Here is a 16718-nt window from a genome sequence, read left to right as displayed (position 1 = left end):
CTAGTTCGTTCCCCGCGCGGCCGAACCGCGCATCTTGTAGAGTCCCTCGGCGAGCACGCCGTGGATCTCGGCGCCGCTCAGGTTCAGCTTCTTCCTGCCCGCGCAGGCGTTGATCGCCGGCACGATCCGCTTGAAAGCCGTCGCCTCGGCGGGCGAGCGCCGCGCGCTACGCACAAACGCGTCGCTGGCCACCGGATCGCGCCCCGCCACGCAGGCGCCGAGCGCGCTGCTGCTGGCCGCGCCGTCCGTCACGGCATTGGCCGGCGCAGGCACGGCCGGGCTGGCCAGATAGAGCTGCTCGATCAATGCCCAGCGCACGAAGCGCCCGCCGGCACTGATCTCTTCCGCCCGCGCCCCGCAATTCGCTTCGGCGAACAGGCCCAGCACCGCCGCGGAAGGATGTTCGCCCGGAAAGCCCAGCGCGACCACCCTGCCCGCGTCGCGCGGTTCCTTCGCCACCGCACAGACGGCAAGCGCGTGCAGTCGCGCCTCGCCGGCAGTGCTGACGGCCCAGGCGGCATCCTCTTCAGGCCGGTCGAGGCGCGCATTGCCCTGGGCGGACATCTGGCCCATGTCGACGCCCCAGGGCGTCTGGGCGTGCGCGCTCGCGCCCGCAAGGACGCAAAGGGCCGCAGCCAGGCCGAGAAGCCGCCTCATCGTGCGGCCATGCCCTTGCGATAGGTCCACAGTCCCTCGGCGACCCCGGCGCGAAGCTGCGCCTTGCTGAAGCCGATCTTGGCGCTGCCCGGCGTGCAGCGGCCGACCGCGTTGACGACGGCCGGGAGCGCCGCACGCTCCTCGGCCGAGCCCTCGGCGGTGCGGACCAGCGCATCGGCCGCGACCGGGTCGCGGGTCACGGCGCAGCTGGCGAGATCATATTGGACCAGGTTCGGATCGCCGCTGCCCTGGAAGGGCGCCGGATCGCCGGTCAGCGCCGCCGGAGCAGCCGCATAGGTTTCGGTGTAGAGCTGTCCGGCGATCGCGCCGCGAACGACTTCCTCGCCACGATCGCGGCCGATGATCGCGCCACAGGCGGTCTTCTTGTCCGCCAGCTTCTTCGCCGCGTTCTTCGATTCTCCGCTGCCGATCCTGGTGGCGAGCAGCGCGGTGGCGGCGGCGCGATCGCCATCGACCGCGCATTTGCCAAAGGCCGCGGGGCCCTCGGCGTTCTGCGCATGCGCCGCCGGCAGGATCGCCAGCAGCGCCGGGACGGCGAGCATCATCATGGCCTTGGTCATTCCGCTGCCTCCTGCATGCCGGCACCTGCCTGGCGTTCGTTGATCCGGCGCTCCAGCTCCGGACGGAAATGACGGATCAGGCCCTGGATCGGCCACGCCGCGGCGTCGCCGAGCGCGCAGATCGTGTGGCCCTCCACCTGCTTGGTGACCTGCTGGAGCGTGTCGATCTCGCTGATATCGGCGTCGCCGGTGCGCAGCCGCTCCATCACGCGCCACATCCAGCCGGTGCCTTCACGGCACGGCGTGCACTGGCCGCAGCTCTCATGCTTGTAGAAGTAGCTGAGACGCGAGATCGCGCGGACGACGTCGGTCGACTTGTCCATGACGATCACGGCGGCGGTGCCGAGGCCCGAGCCGAGCGCACGCAGGCCGTCGAAATCCATCGGGCAGTCCATGATCTGCGCCGCCGGCACCAGCGGAACCGATGAGCCGCCCGGGATCACCGCGAGGAGGTTGTCCCACCCGCCGCGGATGCCGCCGCAATGCTTCTCGATCAGCTCGCGGAACGGGATCGACATGGCCTCCTCGACCACGCACGGCTTGTTCACATGGCCCGAGATCTGGAAGAGCTTGGTGCCCTTGTTGTTCTCGTTGCCGAAGCTCGCGAACCATTCCGGGCCGCGCCGCAGGATCGTCGGGACGACCGCGATCGACTCGACGTTGTTCACCGTGGTCGGGCAGCCATAAAGGCCCGCGCCCGCCGGGAACGGCGGCTTCAGGCGGGGCTGGCCCTTCTTGCCCTCGAGGCTCTCGAGCATCGCGGTCTCTTCGCCGCAGATGTACGCGCCGGCGCCGCGATGGACGAACACGTCGAAGTCATAGCCCGACTTGCACGCGTTCTTGCCGAGCAGGCCGGCGTCATACGCTTCCTTCACGGCCGCGAAGAGCGTCTCGGCCTCGCGGATATATTCGCCGCGGATGTAGATGTACGCCGCACGCGCGCGCATCGCGAAGCCGGCGACCAGCGCGCCTTCGATCAGCTTGTGCGGATCGTGGCGGATGATCTCGCGGTCCTTGCACGAGCCCGGCTCGGATTCGTCGGCGTTGATCACCAGGAAGTTCGGCCGGTCCGGGCGCGGCTCCTTGGGCATGAAGCTCCACTTCATGCCGGTCGGGAAGCCGGCGCCGCCACGGCCGCGCAGGCCCGACGCCTTGATCTTGTCGATGATGGCGTCCTGTCCGATCGCCATCAGATCCTTGGTCTTGTCCCAATCGCCGCGCTTCTGGGCAGCCGGCAGGTTCCACGGCTGGAAGCCGTAGACATTGGTGAAGATGCGGTCCTTATCCGCGAGCATTTATCGGCCCTTCCCCACCATGTTCTGAATGAAAATATACGCGAGCACTGCAAGCCCGAGCACGATTGCGATGCCGACCAGCTTGAAGGCGATCTTCAGCGCCCAGCCGAGCACGACGATGCCGCCGATGATCGCGAGAATGACGAAGACGAGGTTCTTGGTCTCGGGCTTCATCACCATTCCCCCCGGTAATCGTGGTTCCCGGTCTCCATCGCGGCCAGGTTGGTCGGCTCGCCGAGCGGTTCCACGGTATGGCGGCCGGGCTCCTGCGTGCCGGTCTTGGGGCTCTCGCCCCGCGCCAGCGCGTCGAGGATCACCAGGGTCCGGTCGTAATCCAGATCCTCATAGTTATCGTCGTTGATCTGCACCATCGGCGCCGAGGAGCAATTGCCCATGCACTCGACTTCGGTGAGCGTGAACAGCCCGTCCTCGGTGGTGTGGCCCTTCTTCAGCCCCCGCGCCTTGCAGGCGGCCATCACGTCGTCCGAGCCGCGCAGCATGCACGGCGTCGTGCCGCAGACCTGCACGTGATAGCGGCCGACCGGCACCAGGTTGAACATGGTGTAGAAGGTCGCGACCTCGAAGATGCGGATATAGGGCACGCCGAGCTCGCGCGCGACGAACTCGATCACCGGGATCGGCAGCCAGCCCTGGGTGTTGGTCTCCGCCCCCACCTGGCGCTGGGCCAGGTCGAGATAGGGGATGCTGCACGAGAGCTGCCGGCCCGCCGGATAGCGGCCCATGATTTCCTGCGCCTTGACGGCATTCTCCGCCGTCCAGGCGAAATTGCCCCAGCGCGCGCGGGTTTCCGCTTCGTTGGGAAGTTCGGGTGCGTCGGCCATTAACGGATGAACTCCACGCGATCGACCAGGTCGTCGGCGAAAGAATAGATGGACATGACTTCGAAAGGCTCGCTCTCGGGCGAGCGGGCGACCTTCTCGTGGAGCACCACGGTGTCGCCCAGCGCATAGCTGCCCAGGATGTCGGCGCGGTTCTGCGGGAATTCGGCGAACATCGCCTTCAGCCCGGAGCGGACGCCTTCCCGGCCCTCGCGCAGCACCGCGCCGCGATAGCCCGCCTCGCAGGCGCTATCGGTCATCAGCGCGACATAGGCGTCGGCGTCCTGCGCGTTGTAGTGCGCGATCATTTCATGCGCGATCGCGATGCGGTCAGCGATCACCGGTCGCACTCCCCGAACACGATGTCGAGCGCGCCCAGGATGGCGGTGATGTCGGCGAGCATATGGCCCTTCGACATGAAGTCCATCGCCTGGAGGTGGCTGAACGCGGTCGGGCGGATCTTGCAGCGATACGGCTTGTTGCTGCCGTCCGACACCAGATAGACGCCGAACTCGCCCTTCGGGCTCTCCGTCGCGACATACACGTCGCCCGCGGGCACGTGATAGCCTTCGCTGAACAGCTTGAAGTGGTGGATCAGCGCTTCCATCGACTGCTTCATCTCGCCGCGGCGCGGCGGCGCGATCTTGCGGTCGAGCGTGAGCACCGGGCCCTCCGGCATCTGCTGGAGGCACTGCTTCATGATGCGCGCGGACTGGTAGACTTCCTCGACGCGGACCATGAACCGGTCATAGCAGTCGCCGCGCGTGCCGACGGGAATGTCGAACTCGACCCGGTCGTACACGTCATAGGGCTGCGACTTGCGGATGTCCCAGGGGATGCCCGCGCCGCGGATCATCGGGCCCGAAAAGCCCCAGGCCACGGCGTCCTCGCGGCTCACCACCGCGATGTCGACATTGCGCTGCTTGAAGATGCGGTTCTCGGCGACCAGGCTGATCGCGTCGCCGAACAGGCGCGGCAGGCGCGTGTCGAGCCATTCCGCGATGTCCGTGAGCAGCTTGAGCGGCACGTCCTGGCGGACGCCGCCGACGCGGAACCAGTTCGAGTGCATGCGCGCGCCCGACGCGCGCTCCAGGAAGTTCAGGCAGTCCTCGCGGATCTCGAACATCCACAGGTTCGGCGTCATCGCGCCGACGTCCATCACGTGCGAGCCGAGGTTCAGCATGTGATTGCAGATGCGGGTCAGCTCGGCGAAGAACACGCGCAGATACTGGCCACGCAGCGGCACTTCGAGGTCGAGCAGCTTCTCCACCGCCAGCACGAAGCTGTATTCCATGCCCAGCGGCGAGCAATAGTCGAGCCGGTCGAAATAAGGCAGCGCCTGGGTGTAGGTCTTGTACTCGATCAGCTTCTCGGTGCCGCGGTGGAGCAGGCCCACATGCGGATCGATGCGCTCGATGATCTCGCCGTCCAGCTCGGTCACGAGACGCAGCACGCCATGCGCCGCCGGGTGCTGCGGGCCGAAGTTGATCGTGTAGTTCGCGATCTCGGTGTCGCCCTTCTCCGGCTTGCCGCCGTCGGTGACGCCTTCGATCTCGTCCAGATAATCAGCCATTACGCTTCACCCTCCGGCGCCTTCTTGGCGCGCGGCTTGCGGGGTTTCTTGACCGGCTCCGCATCGGCGGCGCCGTCGCTGCTCTCGGTCTTGGCAGCCTTTGCCTTGGTCGCCTTGGCGGCGGGTGCCGGCTTGGGAGCTTCTTCCGCGACCGCAGGAGCAGACGCGCCCTTGGCCTCGGGCTGCGGCTTGGGAGCCGGAGCGGGTGCAGGCGCGGGAGCCGGCGCCGCGGGGGCGGCCGCCTTCTCGTCGCCCGGCAGCACGTATTTCGCGCCTTCCCAGGGGCTCATGAAGTCGAAGTTGCGGAAATCCTGGGCCAGCGTGACCGGCTCATAGACCACGCGCTTCGCCTCTTCCGAGTAGCGCAGCTCGACATAGCCCGTCAGCGGGAAGTCCTTGCGCTGCGGATGGCCGACGAAACCATAGTCGGTCAGGATGCGGCGCAGGTCGGTGTTGCCCGAGAAGAGCACGCCGTACATGTCGTAGACTTCGCGCTCGAGCCAGCCCGCGACCGGCCAGATCCCCGTCACGGACGGAACCGGCTTTTCCTCGTCGGTGCTGGTCTTCACCTTGATGCGGTGGTTCCGCGTCAGGCTGAGCAGGCAATAGACCACTTCGAACCGCTCCTCGCGGTCCGGATAGTCGACGCCGGCGATCTCCATGAGCTGCTGATATTCCAGCCCCGGCGTGTCGCGCAGCAGCGTCAACCCCTCGACCAGGCGAACCCGGTCGAGGACCAGGTTCACTTCGCCGACGCTGTCCTCGGCGAACAGCAGGATGCCGCCGAGCGCGGCCCTGGCCCTGTCGATCACGCCCTCGTTCGAGGCGAAGCGCGGCGCGGAGGTCTTCACTACGCTCATCGCTCGATCGTCCCGACGCGGCGGATCTTGCGCTGGAGCTGCATCACGCCATAGAGCAGCGCCTCGGCAGTCGGCGGGCAGCCCGGGACATAGATGTCCACCGGCACGATCCGGTCGCAACCGCGCACGACGCTGTAGCTATAGTGGTAATAGCCGCCGCCATTGGCGCAGCTGCCCATTGAGATGACGTATTTCGGCTCCGACATCTGGTCATAGACGCGGCGGAGCGCCGGGGCCATCTTGTTGCAGAGCGTGCCGGCCACGATCATCACGTCCGACTGGCGCGGAGACGCGCGCGGCGCGGCGCCGAAGCGCTCCATGTCGTAGCGCGGCATGTTGACGTGGATCATCTCGACCGCGCAGCAGGCGAGACCGAAGGTCATCCACCACAGCGAGCCGGTACGGGCCCATTGGAACAGCTCCTCGGTGGAGGTGACCAGGAAGCCCTTGTCGCCGATCTCGGCGTTGATGTCGTTCAGGAAGCCGACGTCCGGGAGCGTTCCCGGCGGCGGCGCGCCGATCAGGCCGCTGCCCGGCAGAGGCGACGACGACGGGGCGAGTTCTACTCCCATTCGAGCGCTCCCTTCTTCCAGGCGTAGACGAGGCCGAGCGTGAGCTCGGCGATGAAGATCATCATCGAGATCCAGGCGGTCCAGCCCAGCGAGAAGACCGAGACGGCCCAGGGGTAGAGGAACGCGGCTTCGAGATCGAAGATGATGAACAAGATGGCGACGAGGTAGAAGCGCACGTCGAACTGGCTGCGCGAATCCTCGAAGGCCGGGAAGCCGCACTCATACTCGCTGAGCTTGGCCTCGGTCGGCTTGTGCGAACCCGTCAGCCGGCTGACCAGCATGGGCAGGAACACGAAGGCGCTGGAAAGCGCGAGAGCGACCCCGAGGAACAACAGGATCGGCAGATATTGTGACAGGTCGACCAAGGGCCTTCTCTTCTCGCGGATGCGGAATCTGAGGGGGCTTCTAGGACTCACTTCCCCGGGACGCAACGCCTCGACGGGTGAGAATGACTCGCAAGAAGAACCGGTTGTGGATGCCTTGCCCCCGAAGCCTTTCGAAACGGCGCTCCGGACGGCTCCGGTATCGTGCAAACCGCACCGCAGCGGCACAATCACCGGTTGCCAGCAGGTGACTTATGTGCACAATACACTGGCTATTGTGAAATATTGTGAACGGGGGTTTCTTCACATGATCGCACGGAATCTGCTGCTCGGGATCGGGCTGGCAATGGCGGCCTGCCCGGCCATCGCCCAGCCGGGCGCGGCGACGAAACAGGCGGCGGCGCTCGACGAACGCGAGATCGCGGGCTTCCCGCATGCGCGGCTCTATCGGATCGCCGGCGAGGCGCGCCGCCCGGTGGTGGTGATCCTGCCCGGCGCCGAGGGCGGCGACGAAGCCGGCCGCCGCTTCGGGCCCGTCCTCGCAAGGCTCGGCTATGCCGCGGTGAGCCTGCCCTATTATTCGCCCAACTGGGGCAAGTTCGCCCCGGCGCCGGCATTCCCGGACCTGCCGGGCAGCTTCATCGACATCCGCGTGGACCAGTTGGCCGATCTCCGCGCCGCGCTGGCCAAGTTCCCCGGCGTCGACGTCGAGCGATTCGGCCTGTTCGCCGGATCGAAGGGGTCTGAGTTCGCGCTGATCGCGGCCAGCCATTATCCCTGGATCGACGCAGTGGTCGCCTACACCCCGTCGGACCTGGTGTGGGAAGGCTGGGGCCTGGAAATGCTGGAAGCGGAAGGCACCCGCTCCTCCTTCTCCCTTGGCGGGAAGCCGCTCGCCTTCATGCCCTATCGCGGGTTCGTCGCGGGATTGCAGGCCGGGCCCGCCGCCGATCTGCGCGCGATCCACGAGAATGGCCGCGCCGATCACCCCGATCGCGAGGCCGCCGCCCGCATCCCGGTCGAGGCGTATCGCGGCGCCCTGATGCTGATCACCGGCGACGCGGATCGCCTGTGGAATTCGGGCCGAATGGCGCGCAACATCGTTGCGGCGCGCAAGGCGAAGGGGCTGGAAACCCAGGCGCTGATCTATCCGGAGGCCGGGCACGACCTAGGCGGCGGATCGGCGGAACCGCGTGCGGACCCGCGCGGCGGCGGCACGCCCGAGGCGAATGCCAAGGCACGCGCCGATGCCTGGCCCAGGATGCTGGCTTTCCTGGCGGCGACGCTTCGCCCTTAGACTGGGAATCCGGGCAAGTCTTTGAAACTGCCTCCGTCATCCCCGTCAAGGCGGGGATGACGGCGACGAACATAGACCCGCCGCTCAGCGCAGCGCGTTCGCCACCAGCTTGTGCAGCTTGGAATGCAGCACGTCATTGGCCGCGAGATACTGGTTGCGCTCGCGCGACAGGTCCTGTCCGCGATAATCGGTCACGAAGCCGCCGGCCTCGCGGATCAGCAGCATGCCCGCCGCCACGTCCCAGGGCTTGAGGTTCGATTCCCAGAAACCGTCGAACCGGCCCGCGGCGACCCAGGCAAGGTCGAGCGCCGCCGAGCCCAGCCGGCGGATACCGGCCACCTCGGGCGCCACCGCGCCGAAGATGCGGCTCCATTCGGCAAAGTCGCCATGGCCGAGGAACGGGATGCCCGTCGCGATCAGCGCTTCGTCGAGATGACGGCGCGCCGAAACGCGCAGGCGCTGGTCCTGAAGCCAGGCGCCACGGCCCTTTTCCGACCAGAAGCTCTCGTCGGTGAGCGGCTGGTAGATATAGCCGTGCGTCACCTCGGGCTTGCCCTGGGCGCCGTGCGGATCCTCGACCGCGATCGAAATGCAGAAATGCGGGATGCCGTGCAGGAAGTTGCTGGTCCCGTCGAGCGGATCGATGATCCAGCGGGGCTTGTTCGGATCGCCCGCGATCTCGCCCCGCTCCTCGACCAGGAATCCCCAGTCCGGCCGCGCCTTCTGGAGTTCCTCGATCAGCGTGTCCTCGGCGCGCTTGTCGGCGAGGCTGACGAAGTCCGCCGGGCCCTTGCGGCTGACCTGAAGGTGCTGGACTTCGTTGAAGTCGCGACGCAGGCGCGGACCGGCCTTGCGGCAGGCGCGCTCCATGACGGTGATGAGGCCGGAATGCGAAACCATTAGACGGAGCCCTTACGCTCGAAAACCAGGATGCGGGCTTCGCCCACGGGGTGCGCGACATGCTCGTCGCCGATCTCGGCCACGAACATGTCACCGGCAGTCAGGCGCGCCACATGCTCGGTACCGTGCAGACGATAGTGCATGTCGACTTCGCCATCGAGGACGCAGAACAGCTCGGCGCCGTCATTCACGTGCCAGCGATAGGGCTGGTCCGTCCAATGCAGGCGCGCCGTCGCACCCTCGATCTCGACCAGATCGCGCGCGCCCCAGGGCCGGTCGGCCCGGAAGCTGCGCGCATCTCTGATCACGCTGGGCATCAGTCCGCGCGGCGGACGTAAGTCTGCTCGTACACGTCGACGACGATGCGCGTGCCCGAGGCGATGTGCGGCGGCACCATGATGCGCACGCCATTGTCCAGCACGGCCGGCTTGTACGACGACGAGGCCGTCTGCCCCTTCACCACCGCGTCCGCCTCGACGATCGTCGCTTCGATCGTGTCGGGCAGCTGCACGCTGATCGCTTCTTCGTCATAGAGTTCCATGATCACGTCCATGCCGTCCTGCAGGAAGGCGGCGGCATCGCCGAGCAGGTCGCGCGGCAGCGTGGTCTGGTCGTAGGTTTCCTTGTCCATGAACACCAGGCTGTCGCCCTCGGGGTACAGGAACTGGAAATCCTTGGTGTCGAGGCGCACGCGCTCCACCGTCTCCGCCGAGCGGAAGCGGACGTTGTTCTTGCGGCCGTCGCGCAGGTTCTTGAGCTCGACCTGCATGTACGCACCGCCCTTGCCGGGCTGCGTGTGCTGGATCTTCACGGCACGCCAGATGCCGCCTTCATATTCGATGATGTTGCCGGGACGGATGTCCACGCCGCTGATCTTCATGGTCGAGACCTACTGGAACTGAGAAAGAGCTGAGCCGGCGCCTTTAGCCGTGCGCGAGGACTTGGGCAAGCCACCCCGGCCCTTCTCCGGCCGCGCCGGAGGAAGCCGGGGTCTCGTGCCGCATGCTGTCCGATTTGCCGCACGAGATCCCGGCTTCCGACGAGAGGACGGATCACGGCCCGGCATTCCGCAGCAGCGGATAGGGGTTGACGTTCTGCCCCTGCCACCAGCCCTCGCCCGGCCGCATGCGCTTGATCTCGAAATGGAGGTGCGGCGCGCCGCCCGCGGCACTGCCGCTATCGCCCACCGCCGCGATCCGCTCGCCCTGGCGCACCGCCTGCCTCTCTTCCACCTGCCAACTGTCCAGATGCGCATAATAGTGGATCGTTGCGCCGTCCCGGGTGCGGACATAGAGGGTATGCCCGCCGTTCACGCTGTCGAAGACCTTCTCGACCGTGCCGGATGCCGCGGCGAGCACAGGCGTGCCCCTGGGAGCCATGATGTCGATCGCATGATGCGCGCGCGAACCATTGCCGCGGCTCTGGCCCCAGCTGTCGCGCAGCTCGCTCGCGGCCACGCCTTCCACCGGAATGATCAGCGCGGTCGAATCGTCCGGGCCGGCACCGGCCGCGTCCTGGGGGGCGGCAAGCTCCGGCAGGGCGATCGGCGCGGCGGGCTGCACCGTGACCCGCACCAGCGACAGGAACCCCATCGCCAGCAGCGCCAGCAACGCACCCAGACCCCAACCGGCCCGCTTCGCCCAGGGCCGCACGGCCCCTACTCCCGGAACACTGCCCGGGTGCCCGGCTTGACCATCAGCGCGAGCCGGGCCGCATCCCAGTTGGTCAGGCGGATGCAGCCGTGACTCTCGGTGCGGCCGATCAGCTGCGGCTCGGGCGTGCCATGGATGCCGTAATGCTCCTTGGAAAGGTCCAGCCACACCACCCCCACCGGGCCGTTCGGTCCCGGCGGCAGCATCGCCGGGTCACTGCCCTTTTTCGCGTCCCAGAACAGCTTGGGGTTGTAATGGAATTTCGGATTGGTGTCCGCCCCGTTGATCTTCCAGGTGCCGATCGGCAGCGGATCGTGCGCGCTGCCCATGGTCGCGCTGAACTGGGCGACCAGGCGTTCCTGCCTGTCGTACACCTTGAGCACCTTCTCGCTCTTGTCGACCACGATGTGATCGGCCTCGGGCACCCTGGCCTCGACGTTGAGCATGCCGAGCGTCCGCCGCCATTCCGGCTTCAGGTCCGCCGGATAGTCGCGCGAGGCCGGGAGCGCGTTGGGGAAGACGAATTCGGCACCCGGCGCGATCCGACCGCCGCCCGGATTCAGTTCCACCAGCACCTCGGGCGTGGTGTGGAACATCTCCGCCAGCTTCTCGAGCGGGCGCGTATAGGCGAGCGAGGGCAGCTTTGCCTGCTTCTCGGGGTCCCTCGGAATCGGATTGACATACGGCCCCTGGAGCGTGCCGGCGTCGAGCGTCAGCCGGCGGACCGGACGCAGCGAGGCATAGGGCGCAAGCGCGCGCACCGTCGCCGGATCGAGCTTGCCGGTGGCCGGCAGCCCGCGCGCGGTCTGGAACCCCTTCAGGGCCGCGGTGAGCGACTGGCCTTCGCGCCCGTCGAGGATGCCGGGCGAGAAGCCGAGATGATCGAGGATCACCTGGGCATGCAGAATAGAATGATCGAGCGGCGGCCTGCCGGAGGTTCCCGCCTGCCCCGCCGCGGCGGGACCGACCGGGGCAGAGGCGAGGCAAGCTGCTAGTCCGAGAAATTTCCGCACCGAATCAAGCTCCTGCAGATGACGTTCCGCAAGAACAACGGCTGGAACCCGGAGTGTTTCCGTCAGCCCAGGACTTGGGCGAACGCCTTCACCGCAGCTTCCTCGTCCCCGCCCCACACGGCGTTGGACACCGCGAGGAAGTCCGCGCCCGCCTTCACCAGCGGCGGGGCGTTCTCCGGCGTGATCCCGCCGATCGCGACGCAAGGCAGCTCGAACAGCGCCGACCACCAGCTGAGAATCACCGGCTCGGGGCGATGCCGGGTCTCCTTGGTCGTGGTGGGGTAGAAGGCGCCGAAGGCGACATAGTCCGCCCCCGCCTCGCCGGCTTCCATCGCCAGGTGGCGGCTATCGTGACACGTCACGCCGATCTGCACCTGCGGGCCGAGCACCGAGCGCGCCTCACGCGGATCGCCGTCTTCCTGGCCCAGATGCACGCCGTCGGCGCCCAGTCGCTTGGCCAGGCTCACGCTGTCGTTGACGATGAAGGCGACATCGGCATCGGCGCAGATCTTCCGGAGAGGCTCGGCAAGGCGGGCGGCCTCGTGCTGGTCGACCCCCTTCACCCGAAACTGGAACGCCGCCACCGCGCCGGCACCGAGCGCGCGCTTCAATCGCTCCGGGAAGGAGCCCCCCACCTCGAGCGGCGAGATCAGGTAGAGCTGGCAGGGCGGGCGGCGCACGTCCCGTTGGAACTGCGCGGCGAAATTCGGGTCGAGCGGCGGCAGGCCGTCTTCATCCAGGTCGATCATCGCGGGAGCCTTAGCCCAGCTTTCAGCGCTTCACCACTGCCAGCAGGAAGCCATCCCAGCCCTTGTCCCCCACGGTCTGGATCGCGGTGGCATCGAGGCGCGGCTCGGCTGCGACCGCGTCGAACAGCGCCCGCGTGCCGACCACGCTGCGATCGGTGCTGTCCGCCTCCAGCACCCGGCCGCCCCGGACCACATTGTCGACGACGATCACGCTACCCGGCCGGGCCAGCTCCAGCGCGGCTTCCAGATAGGCGACGTTGCCCGGCTTGTCGGCATCGATGAATACCAGGTCGAACGGCCCCTCGCCCGCCGCGATCATCGCCGCGAGCGTTTCCGCCGCCGGCCCGACCCGCACCTCGCAGCGACCGCCGAGCCTGGCCCGCTCCAGATTGGCCCGCGCCACCTCGGCATGATGCGGATCAAGCTCGAGCGTCACCAGCTGCCCGTCCCCGGGCAGGGCGCGGGCGAGGCAGATCGTCGAATAGCCGCCCAGGGTTCCCACTTCGAGGATGCGGCGCGCCCCGGTCATCCGTGCGAGCAATTCGAGCATCCGGCCCTGCGCCGCCGATACGTCGATCGCCGGCAGCCCGCCCGCGGCATTGGCGGCGAGCGCAGCGTCGAGCACCGGGTCCGCGCCGATCAGCTTGCCGGCGATATAGCCGTCCACTGCGGTCCAGTCCTGCGTCATGCCCGTCTCCGTCGCGCCGATTGCCACTTGGCCCAGGATGACCCAAAGTTGCCCCGATGGGGAGAGGCTTGCGCGGATTTGGTCGACGGGGTGCCCTGGCGGGGTCGCTCGCGCTTGCCGCCTGTGGCGCTCCCACGCCCGAGAGATACCCCGCGCCGGTGCCCGCGGCGGAACTGGCCAAGCTGCTGCCCGGGCATCTCATCCGCATCGAACCCATGGCCCCCTGCGATACGGGACCGCTCAGCTTTCCCGCGCCGGGCAAGTTCCTCGCGTACAATGGCTTCGGCAACGCGTCCGGAACCTATCGCGTCGTCGATGGAGGGGTAGAGCTCGACGGCATTTTTGGCGGTCAGCGGGATCGATTTCGGATCCGCTTCGCCCGGGATCCGAAGGGCACCCTCCTCCACGCCTATCCCGGCAACGCATTGCGCCCGGCAGTCCTCGATCCGATCGATGCCAAGACCATGGCGACCGGATGCCACTAGCGCCTAGCCCTTGATCCGGATTCCCGTCACGGGCCGCGTCTCGACATGGGTTTCGAACCCCGCGATCAGCGGCCGCCCCTTGGCAATCGCCGCCTGCACCGCGGGCAGCTTGAGCGAGTCGGCGTGGAACTGCCTGGTCTTCCAGATCTCGGTTATCCAGATGCCGTCGGCATCTTTCAGATCCTCGGCGATCAGATAGGCCAGGCAGCCCGGCATGTCGCCGGTGCCGCCGGAGAGCAGCGCGACCAGCTCGGCCCGCGTGCCCGGCTTGGCCTTGATCTTGCCGATCAGGCCATAGGGTTCGACTTCTTCCATCCGCTTTCCCCGTGCCAGCGCGGGCCCGCCCAGCATCGCCATGGCGAGCCCTGCCAGCACGGGTCGACGACCGATCATTCCTCGTTCTTGTAGATGCGCACGAGCTTGTCGAGCATCGCCAGCGCCTCGTCGCGGGGGCGCTGGAAGGTGTTGCGGCCGATGATCGAACCGTTGCCGCCGCCGTCGCGGATATCGCGCGCATCCTGGTAGACGGCGTCGGCACCCTTCGCCGCGCCACCCGAGAAGACGACGATGCGGCGGCCGGCGAAGCAGCTCTGCGCCACATGCTTCACGCGGTCCGACTGCGCCGACCAATCGGTGCCCTCATAGGCCTTCTGCGCGTCCTTCTGCTCGATATGCGCGCTCGGCAGCTTCACCTTGATGATGTGCGCGCCGAGCAGCGCCGCCATGTGCGCGGCATAGGCACCGACGTCGAGCGCCAGCTCGCCGTCCTTCGAGAGCTTGCCGCCGCGCGGGTAGGACCAGATCACCGTGGCGATGCCGACCGAGGCGGCCTCCGCCCGCAGCTCCTTGATCTCCTCCATCATGCCGAACACGTCGTCGGCGCCCGGATAGATGGTGAAGCCGATCGCCGAGCAGCCGAGCCGCAGCGCATCGTCGACGCCGCCGGTGACGGCCTGGTCGATCGAGGTCGCCCAGCTGTTCGAGCTGTTGACCTTGAGGATGGTGGGAATCTGGCCGGCGAACGTGTCGGCCCCGGCCTCGATCATGCCGAGCGGCGCTGCATAGGCGCTGAGGCCCGCGTCGATCGCCAGCTGATAGTGGTAGTGCGGATCATAGGCCGCGGGGTTCACCGCGAAGCTGCGTGCCGGGCCGTGCTCGAAGCCCTGATCCACCGGCAGGATGATCAGCTTGCCGGTGCCACCCAGCTTGCCCTGCATCAGGATGCGGGCGAGATTGGCCTTCACGCCGGGATTGTCGGACTCGTAATTGGCGAGGATGGCTTTGACAGCGGGCGTGATCGACATGGATTTTCCCTTGTTCGTGTAGTGCTGAACGAGCCCCTATCGCCCGGTTTCGCAAGCGAAAAGCCTGACAACGCTGCCACCGCACGGGCTTTTAGGGGAAGCACCACGAACAGGGGCCCCTGGCCCGTGCTTGACGCCTCCCCCTGCCCGCTACAGCATGAAGCCGGGCAACAGGGGACGGAACATGGGGATCTCTTCGCTTTCCAGGCGACTGGCACTCGCCGCGCTGCCACTGGCGCTGCTCGGTGCGGCGCCGGCCCCGCGGCCGATGTTCGCGACAGTCAAGGAAGGTCAGGCGGCGCCGCCTTTCACCCTGCGGCTGATCAATGGCGGCAAGATCTCGTTCGACGAATTGCGCGGCAATGTGGTCGTGCTCAATTTCTGGGCGACCTGGTGCGTCCCCTGCCGCACGGAACTGCCGACGCTCGATCGCTATTACGAGCTGCGCAAGGACGCCGGCCTTCGCGTCTACGCGGTCACCACCGAGGATTCGCTCAAGCCCTATCAACTCAAGAAGCTGTTCGACGTGATGCACATCGAGCCGGTCCGCTCGATCAAGGGGCCCTATGACGTGCTCGGAGGCGCGGTGCCCACCAACATCGTGATCGATCGCAACGGCGTGGTCCGCTATGCCAAGGCCGGCGCCTTCACGCTGGAGAGCCTCAACAGCCTGCTGGTCCCGCTGCTCAACGAGAAGGCGAAATAGCGCCCCTCCCCGTTCAGTCGCCCGTCCGATGCAGCGCGGCGACGCCCGGCAGTTCCTTGCCTTCCATCCATTCGAGGAAAGCGCCGCCCGCCGTGGACACGAAGGTGAAGTCGCCCGCCACGCCGGCCTGGTTGAGTGCCGCCACCGTGTCGCCGCCGCCGGCGACCGAGACGAGCTGGCCCTCCTTGGTGAGCGCCGCCGCGGTCTTGGCGAGGCTGATGGTCGCCGCGTCGAACGGCGGCGTCTCGAAGGCGCCGAGCGGGCCGTTCCACACCAGGGTGCGGCAGGTCTTGAGCACGTCCGCCAGCGCCTCGGTCGCGGCCGGGCCGATATCGAGGATCATCTCGTCGGGCGCGACTTCATGGACGTTGACCGTGCGCAGGCTGGGCGGATTGGCCGCGAACTCCTTCGCCACCACCACGTCATAGGGCAGGTGCACGGTGCAATTGGCACGATCGGCCGCGTCGAGGATCTCCTCGGCGGTGCCGGCCAGGTCGTGCTCGCACAGGCTCTTGCCCACATCGACACCGCGCGCGGCGAGGAAGGTATTGGCCATGCCGCCGCCGATGATCAGGTGATCGACCTTGTCGACCAGGTGCTTGAGCACGTCGAGCTTGGACGAGACCTTGGCGCCGCCCACCACTGCCGCCACGGGATGCTCGGGATTGCCGAGCGCCTTGTCGAGCGCGTCGAGCTCGGCTTCCATCTGGCGGCCGGCGAATGCGGGCAGCCTGTGGGCCAGCCCCTCGGTCGAGGCATGGGCGCGGTGCGCGGCGGAGAAGGCGTCGTTGACGTAGAAGTCGCCCAGCGCGGCAAGCGCGGCGACGGTCCCGGGTGCGTTCTTCTCCTCGCCGGCGTCGAAACGGGTGTTCTCGAGCAGCGCGATATCGCCCTCACCCATCGCATCGATCGCTTCCGCCGCGCCATCGGTGTCGATGAAGCGGACTTCGCGGCCGAGCACATGGCTGAACGGCCGGGTGACGAGCGACAGGCTCATCTCCGGGTTGCGCTGGCCCTTGGGGCGCCCGAAATGCGCGAGGACCACGACCTTGGCGCCCTTGTCCGCCAGCTCGGCGACGGTCTGCACCGCGGCACGCAACCGGGTATCGTCGGTCACCTGGCCGTCGGCCATCGGCACGTTCAGGTCCTCGCGGACCAGCACGCGCTTGCCGGCGATCTCGCCCATGTCGTCGAGCGTCTTGAAGGGGCGGGTCATGTGCTTCC

At 67.5% G+C, this 16718-nt stretch carries 23 protein-coding genes; 3 read left to right on the top strand and 20 right to left on the bottom strand.

The window, feature by feature from the left end; genetic code table 11:
• From CAP40_RS11465 to CAP40_RS11420, 10 genes are read right to left on the bottom strand one after another with little or no spacing between them, the layout of a single operon-like run.
• Complete coding sequence (locus CAP40_RS11465) at nucleotides 1-657, bottom strand: hypothetical protein (protein WP_086129647.1); 657 nt, start codon at nucleotides 655-657, stop codon at nucleotides 1-3.
• Nucleotides 654-1238, bottom strand: coding sequence for a hypothetical protein (locus tag CAP40_RS11460; RefSeq protein ID WP_086129646.1), 585 nt, complete (start codon nucleotides 1236-1238; stop codon nucleotides 654-656). Before CAP40_RS11460 ends, CAP40_RS11465 begins: the two co-directional genes overlap by 4 nt.
• The gene (nuoF, locus tag CAP40_RS11455; protein WP_086129645.1) at nucleotides 1235-2533 is read right to left on the bottom strand and encodes an NADH-quinone oxidoreductase subunit NuoF; all 1299 of its coding nucleotides are present in this window, start codon (nucleotides 2531-2533) and stop codon (nucleotides 1235-1237) included. The genes CAP40_RS11460 and nuoF overlap by 4 nt, the downstream gene beginning before the upstream one ends.
• On the bottom strand, nucleotides 2534-2707 hold the full coding sequence (locus tag CAP40_RS20465) for a hypothetical protein (RefSeq protein WP_167298867.1): 174 nt from the start codon (nucleotides 2705-2707) through the stop codon (nucleotides 2534-2536).
• A complete protein-coding gene (locus CAP40_RS11445) occupies nucleotides 2707-3375 on the bottom strand; it encodes an NAD(P)H-dependent oxidoreductase subunit E (protein ID WP_086129643.1) in 669 nt (222 codons plus the stop codon). Before CAP40_RS11445 ends, CAP40_RS20465 begins: the two co-directional genes overlap by 1 nt.
• A complete protein-coding gene (locus CAP40_RS11440; RefSeq protein ID WP_373384947.1) occupies nucleotides 3375-3680 on the bottom strand; it encodes a nuclear transport factor 2 family protein in 306 nt (101 codons plus the stop codon). Before CAP40_RS11440 ends, CAP40_RS11445 begins: the two co-directional genes overlap by 1 nt.
• A 29-nt stretch (nucleotides 3681-3709) precedes the next feature.
• Nucleotides 3710-4945 carry an NADH-quinone oxidoreductase subunit D gene (locus CAP40_RS11435; RefSeq protein WP_086129641.1) on the bottom strand — a complete coding sequence of 412 codons (1236 nt, stop codon included), beginning with the start codon at nucleotides 4943-4945 and terminating at the stop codon, nucleotides 3710-3712.
• On the bottom strand, nucleotides 4945-5805 hold the full coding sequence (locus CAP40_RS11430; RefSeq protein WP_275912908.1) for an NADH-quinone oxidoreductase subunit C: 861 nt from the start codon (nucleotides 5803-5805) through the stop codon (nucleotides 4945-4947). The genes CAP40_RS11435 and CAP40_RS11430 overlap by 1 nt, the downstream gene beginning before the upstream one ends.
• Entirely contained in the window at nucleotides 5802-6377 is a 576-nt protein-coding gene (locus tag CAP40_RS11425) for an NADH-quinone oxidoreductase subunit B family protein (RefSeq protein WP_086129640.1), read from the bottom strand. Before CAP40_RS11425 ends, CAP40_RS11430 begins: the two co-directional genes overlap by 4 nt.
• Nucleotides 6368-6742 (bottom strand): NADH-quinone oxidoreductase subunit A, encoded by a 375-nt coding sequence (locus tag CAP40_RS11420; RefSeq protein WP_086129639.1) that lies wholly within the window; start codon nucleotides 6740-6742, stop codon nucleotides 6368-6370. Before CAP40_RS11420 ends, CAP40_RS11425 begins: the two co-directional genes overlap by 10 nt.
• A gap of 265 nt (nucleotides 6743-7007) precedes the next feature.
• Here CAP40_RS11420 and CAP40_RS11415 point away from each other — a divergent pair, with 265 nt between their 5' ends.
• Nucleotides 7008-7997 (top strand): dienelactone hydrolase family protein, encoded by a 990-nt coding sequence (locus CAP40_RS11415; protein ID WP_144034330.1) that lies wholly within the window; start codon nucleotides 7008-7010, stop codon nucleotides 7995-7997.
• Between the two features lie 84 nt (nucleotides 7998-8081).
• Here CAP40_RS11415 and CAP40_RS11410 read toward each other — a convergent pair whose 3' ends face one another.
• The 7 genes from CAP40_RS11410 to CAP40_RS11380 all read right to left on the bottom strand — a co-directional run bounded on the left by CAP40_RS11410 (nucleotide 8082) and on the right by CAP40_RS11380 (nucleotide 12999).
• Nucleotides 8082-8897: an inositol monophosphatase family protein gene (locus tag CAP40_RS11410; protein WP_086129637.1), complete on the bottom strand. Its 816-nt coding sequence runs from the start codon at nucleotides 8895-8897 to the stop codon at nucleotides 8082-8084.
• Nucleotides 8897-9214, bottom strand: coding sequence for a cupin (locus CAP40_RS11405; RefSeq protein ID WP_086129636.1), 318 nt, complete (start codon nucleotides 9212-9214; stop codon nucleotides 8897-8899). The genes CAP40_RS11410 and CAP40_RS11405 overlap by 1 nt, the downstream gene beginning before the upstream one ends.
• A complete protein-coding gene (gene efp, locus CAP40_RS11400) occupies nucleotides 9214-9777 on the bottom strand; it encodes an elongation factor P (protein WP_086129635.1) in 564 nt (187 codons plus the stop codon). Before efp ends, CAP40_RS11405 begins: the two co-directional genes overlap by 1 nt.
• A 172-nt stretch (nucleotides 9778-9949) precedes the next feature.
• Nucleotides 9950-10549 (bottom strand): M23 family metallopeptidase, encoded by a 600-nt coding sequence (locus tag CAP40_RS11395; RefSeq protein WP_256924151.1) that lies wholly within the window; start codon nucleotides 10547-10549, stop codon nucleotides 9950-9952.
• Nucleotides 10550-10554: 5 nt separating this feature from the next.
• On the bottom strand, nucleotides 10555-11562 hold the full coding sequence (locus CAP40_RS11390; RefSeq protein ID WP_086129634.1) for a L,D-transpeptidase: 1008 nt from the start codon (nucleotides 11560-11562) through the stop codon (nucleotides 10555-10557).
• A gap of 62 nt (nucleotides 11563-11624) precedes the next feature.
• Entirely contained in the window at nucleotides 11625-12311 is a 687-nt protein-coding gene (gene thiE / locus CAP40_RS11385) for a thiamine phosphate synthase (protein WP_086129633.1), read from the bottom strand.
• 22 nt (nucleotides 12312-12333) lie between these two features.
• Nucleotides 12334-12999, bottom strand: a complete 666-nt coding sequence (locus CAP40_RS11380) for an O-methyltransferase (protein ID WP_086130075.1) — start codon at nucleotides 12997-12999, stop codon at nucleotides 12334-12336.
• 56 nt (nucleotides 13000-13055) lie between these two features.
• Between CAP40_RS11380 and CAP40_RS11375 the strand changes: the two genes are divergently transcribed.
• Nucleotides 13056-13484, top strand: coding sequence for a hypothetical protein (locus CAP40_RS11375; protein WP_179188116.1), 429 nt, complete (start codon nucleotides 13056-13058; stop codon nucleotides 13482-13484).
• A 3-nt stretch (nucleotides 13485-13487) separates the two neighbouring features.
• Here CAP40_RS11375 and CAP40_RS11370 read toward each other — a convergent pair whose 3' ends face one another.
• Both CAP40_RS11370 and CAP40_RS11365 read right to left on the bottom strand, forming a co-directional pair.
• Nucleotides 13488-13877, bottom strand: a complete 390-nt coding sequence (locus tag CAP40_RS11370) for a putative quinol monooxygenase (protein WP_086129631.1) — start codon at nucleotides 13875-13877, stop codon at nucleotides 13488-13490.
• The gene (locus CAP40_RS11365; protein ID WP_086129630.1) at nucleotides 13874-14788 is read right to left on the bottom strand and encodes a class I fructose-bisphosphate aldolase; all 915 of its coding nucleotides are present in this window, start codon (nucleotides 14786-14788) and stop codon (nucleotides 13874-13876) included. Before CAP40_RS11365 ends, CAP40_RS11370 begins: the two co-directional genes overlap by 4 nt.
• Before the next feature lie 184 nt (nucleotides 14789-14972).
• On the opposite strand from CAP40_RS11365, the gene CAP40_RS11360 reads away from it, so the two are divergent.
• On the top strand, nucleotides 14973-15494 hold the full coding sequence (locus CAP40_RS11360; RefSeq protein WP_086129629.1) for a TlpA disulfide reductase family protein: 522 nt from the start codon (nucleotides 14973-14975) through the stop codon (nucleotides 15492-15494).
• A gap of 13 nt (nucleotides 15495-15507) precedes the next feature.
• Here the strand turns inward: CAP40_RS11360 and pgk are convergent, their stop codons facing one another.
• Complete coding sequence (gene pgk / locus CAP40_RS11355) at nucleotides 15508-16710, bottom strand: phosphoglycerate kinase (RefSeq protein WP_086129628.1); 1203 nt, start codon at nucleotides 16708-16710, stop codon at nucleotides 15508-15510.
• Nucleotides 16711-16718: the final 8 nt, after the last annotated feature.

It is taken from the genome of Sphingomonas sp. IBVSS2 (assembly GCF_002127225.1).
GTDB lineage: Bacteria > Pseudomonadota > Alphaproteobacteria > Sphingomonadales > Sphingomonadaceae > Sphingomonas.
This window is presented reverse-complemented; position numbering and strand designations above follow the sequence as displayed.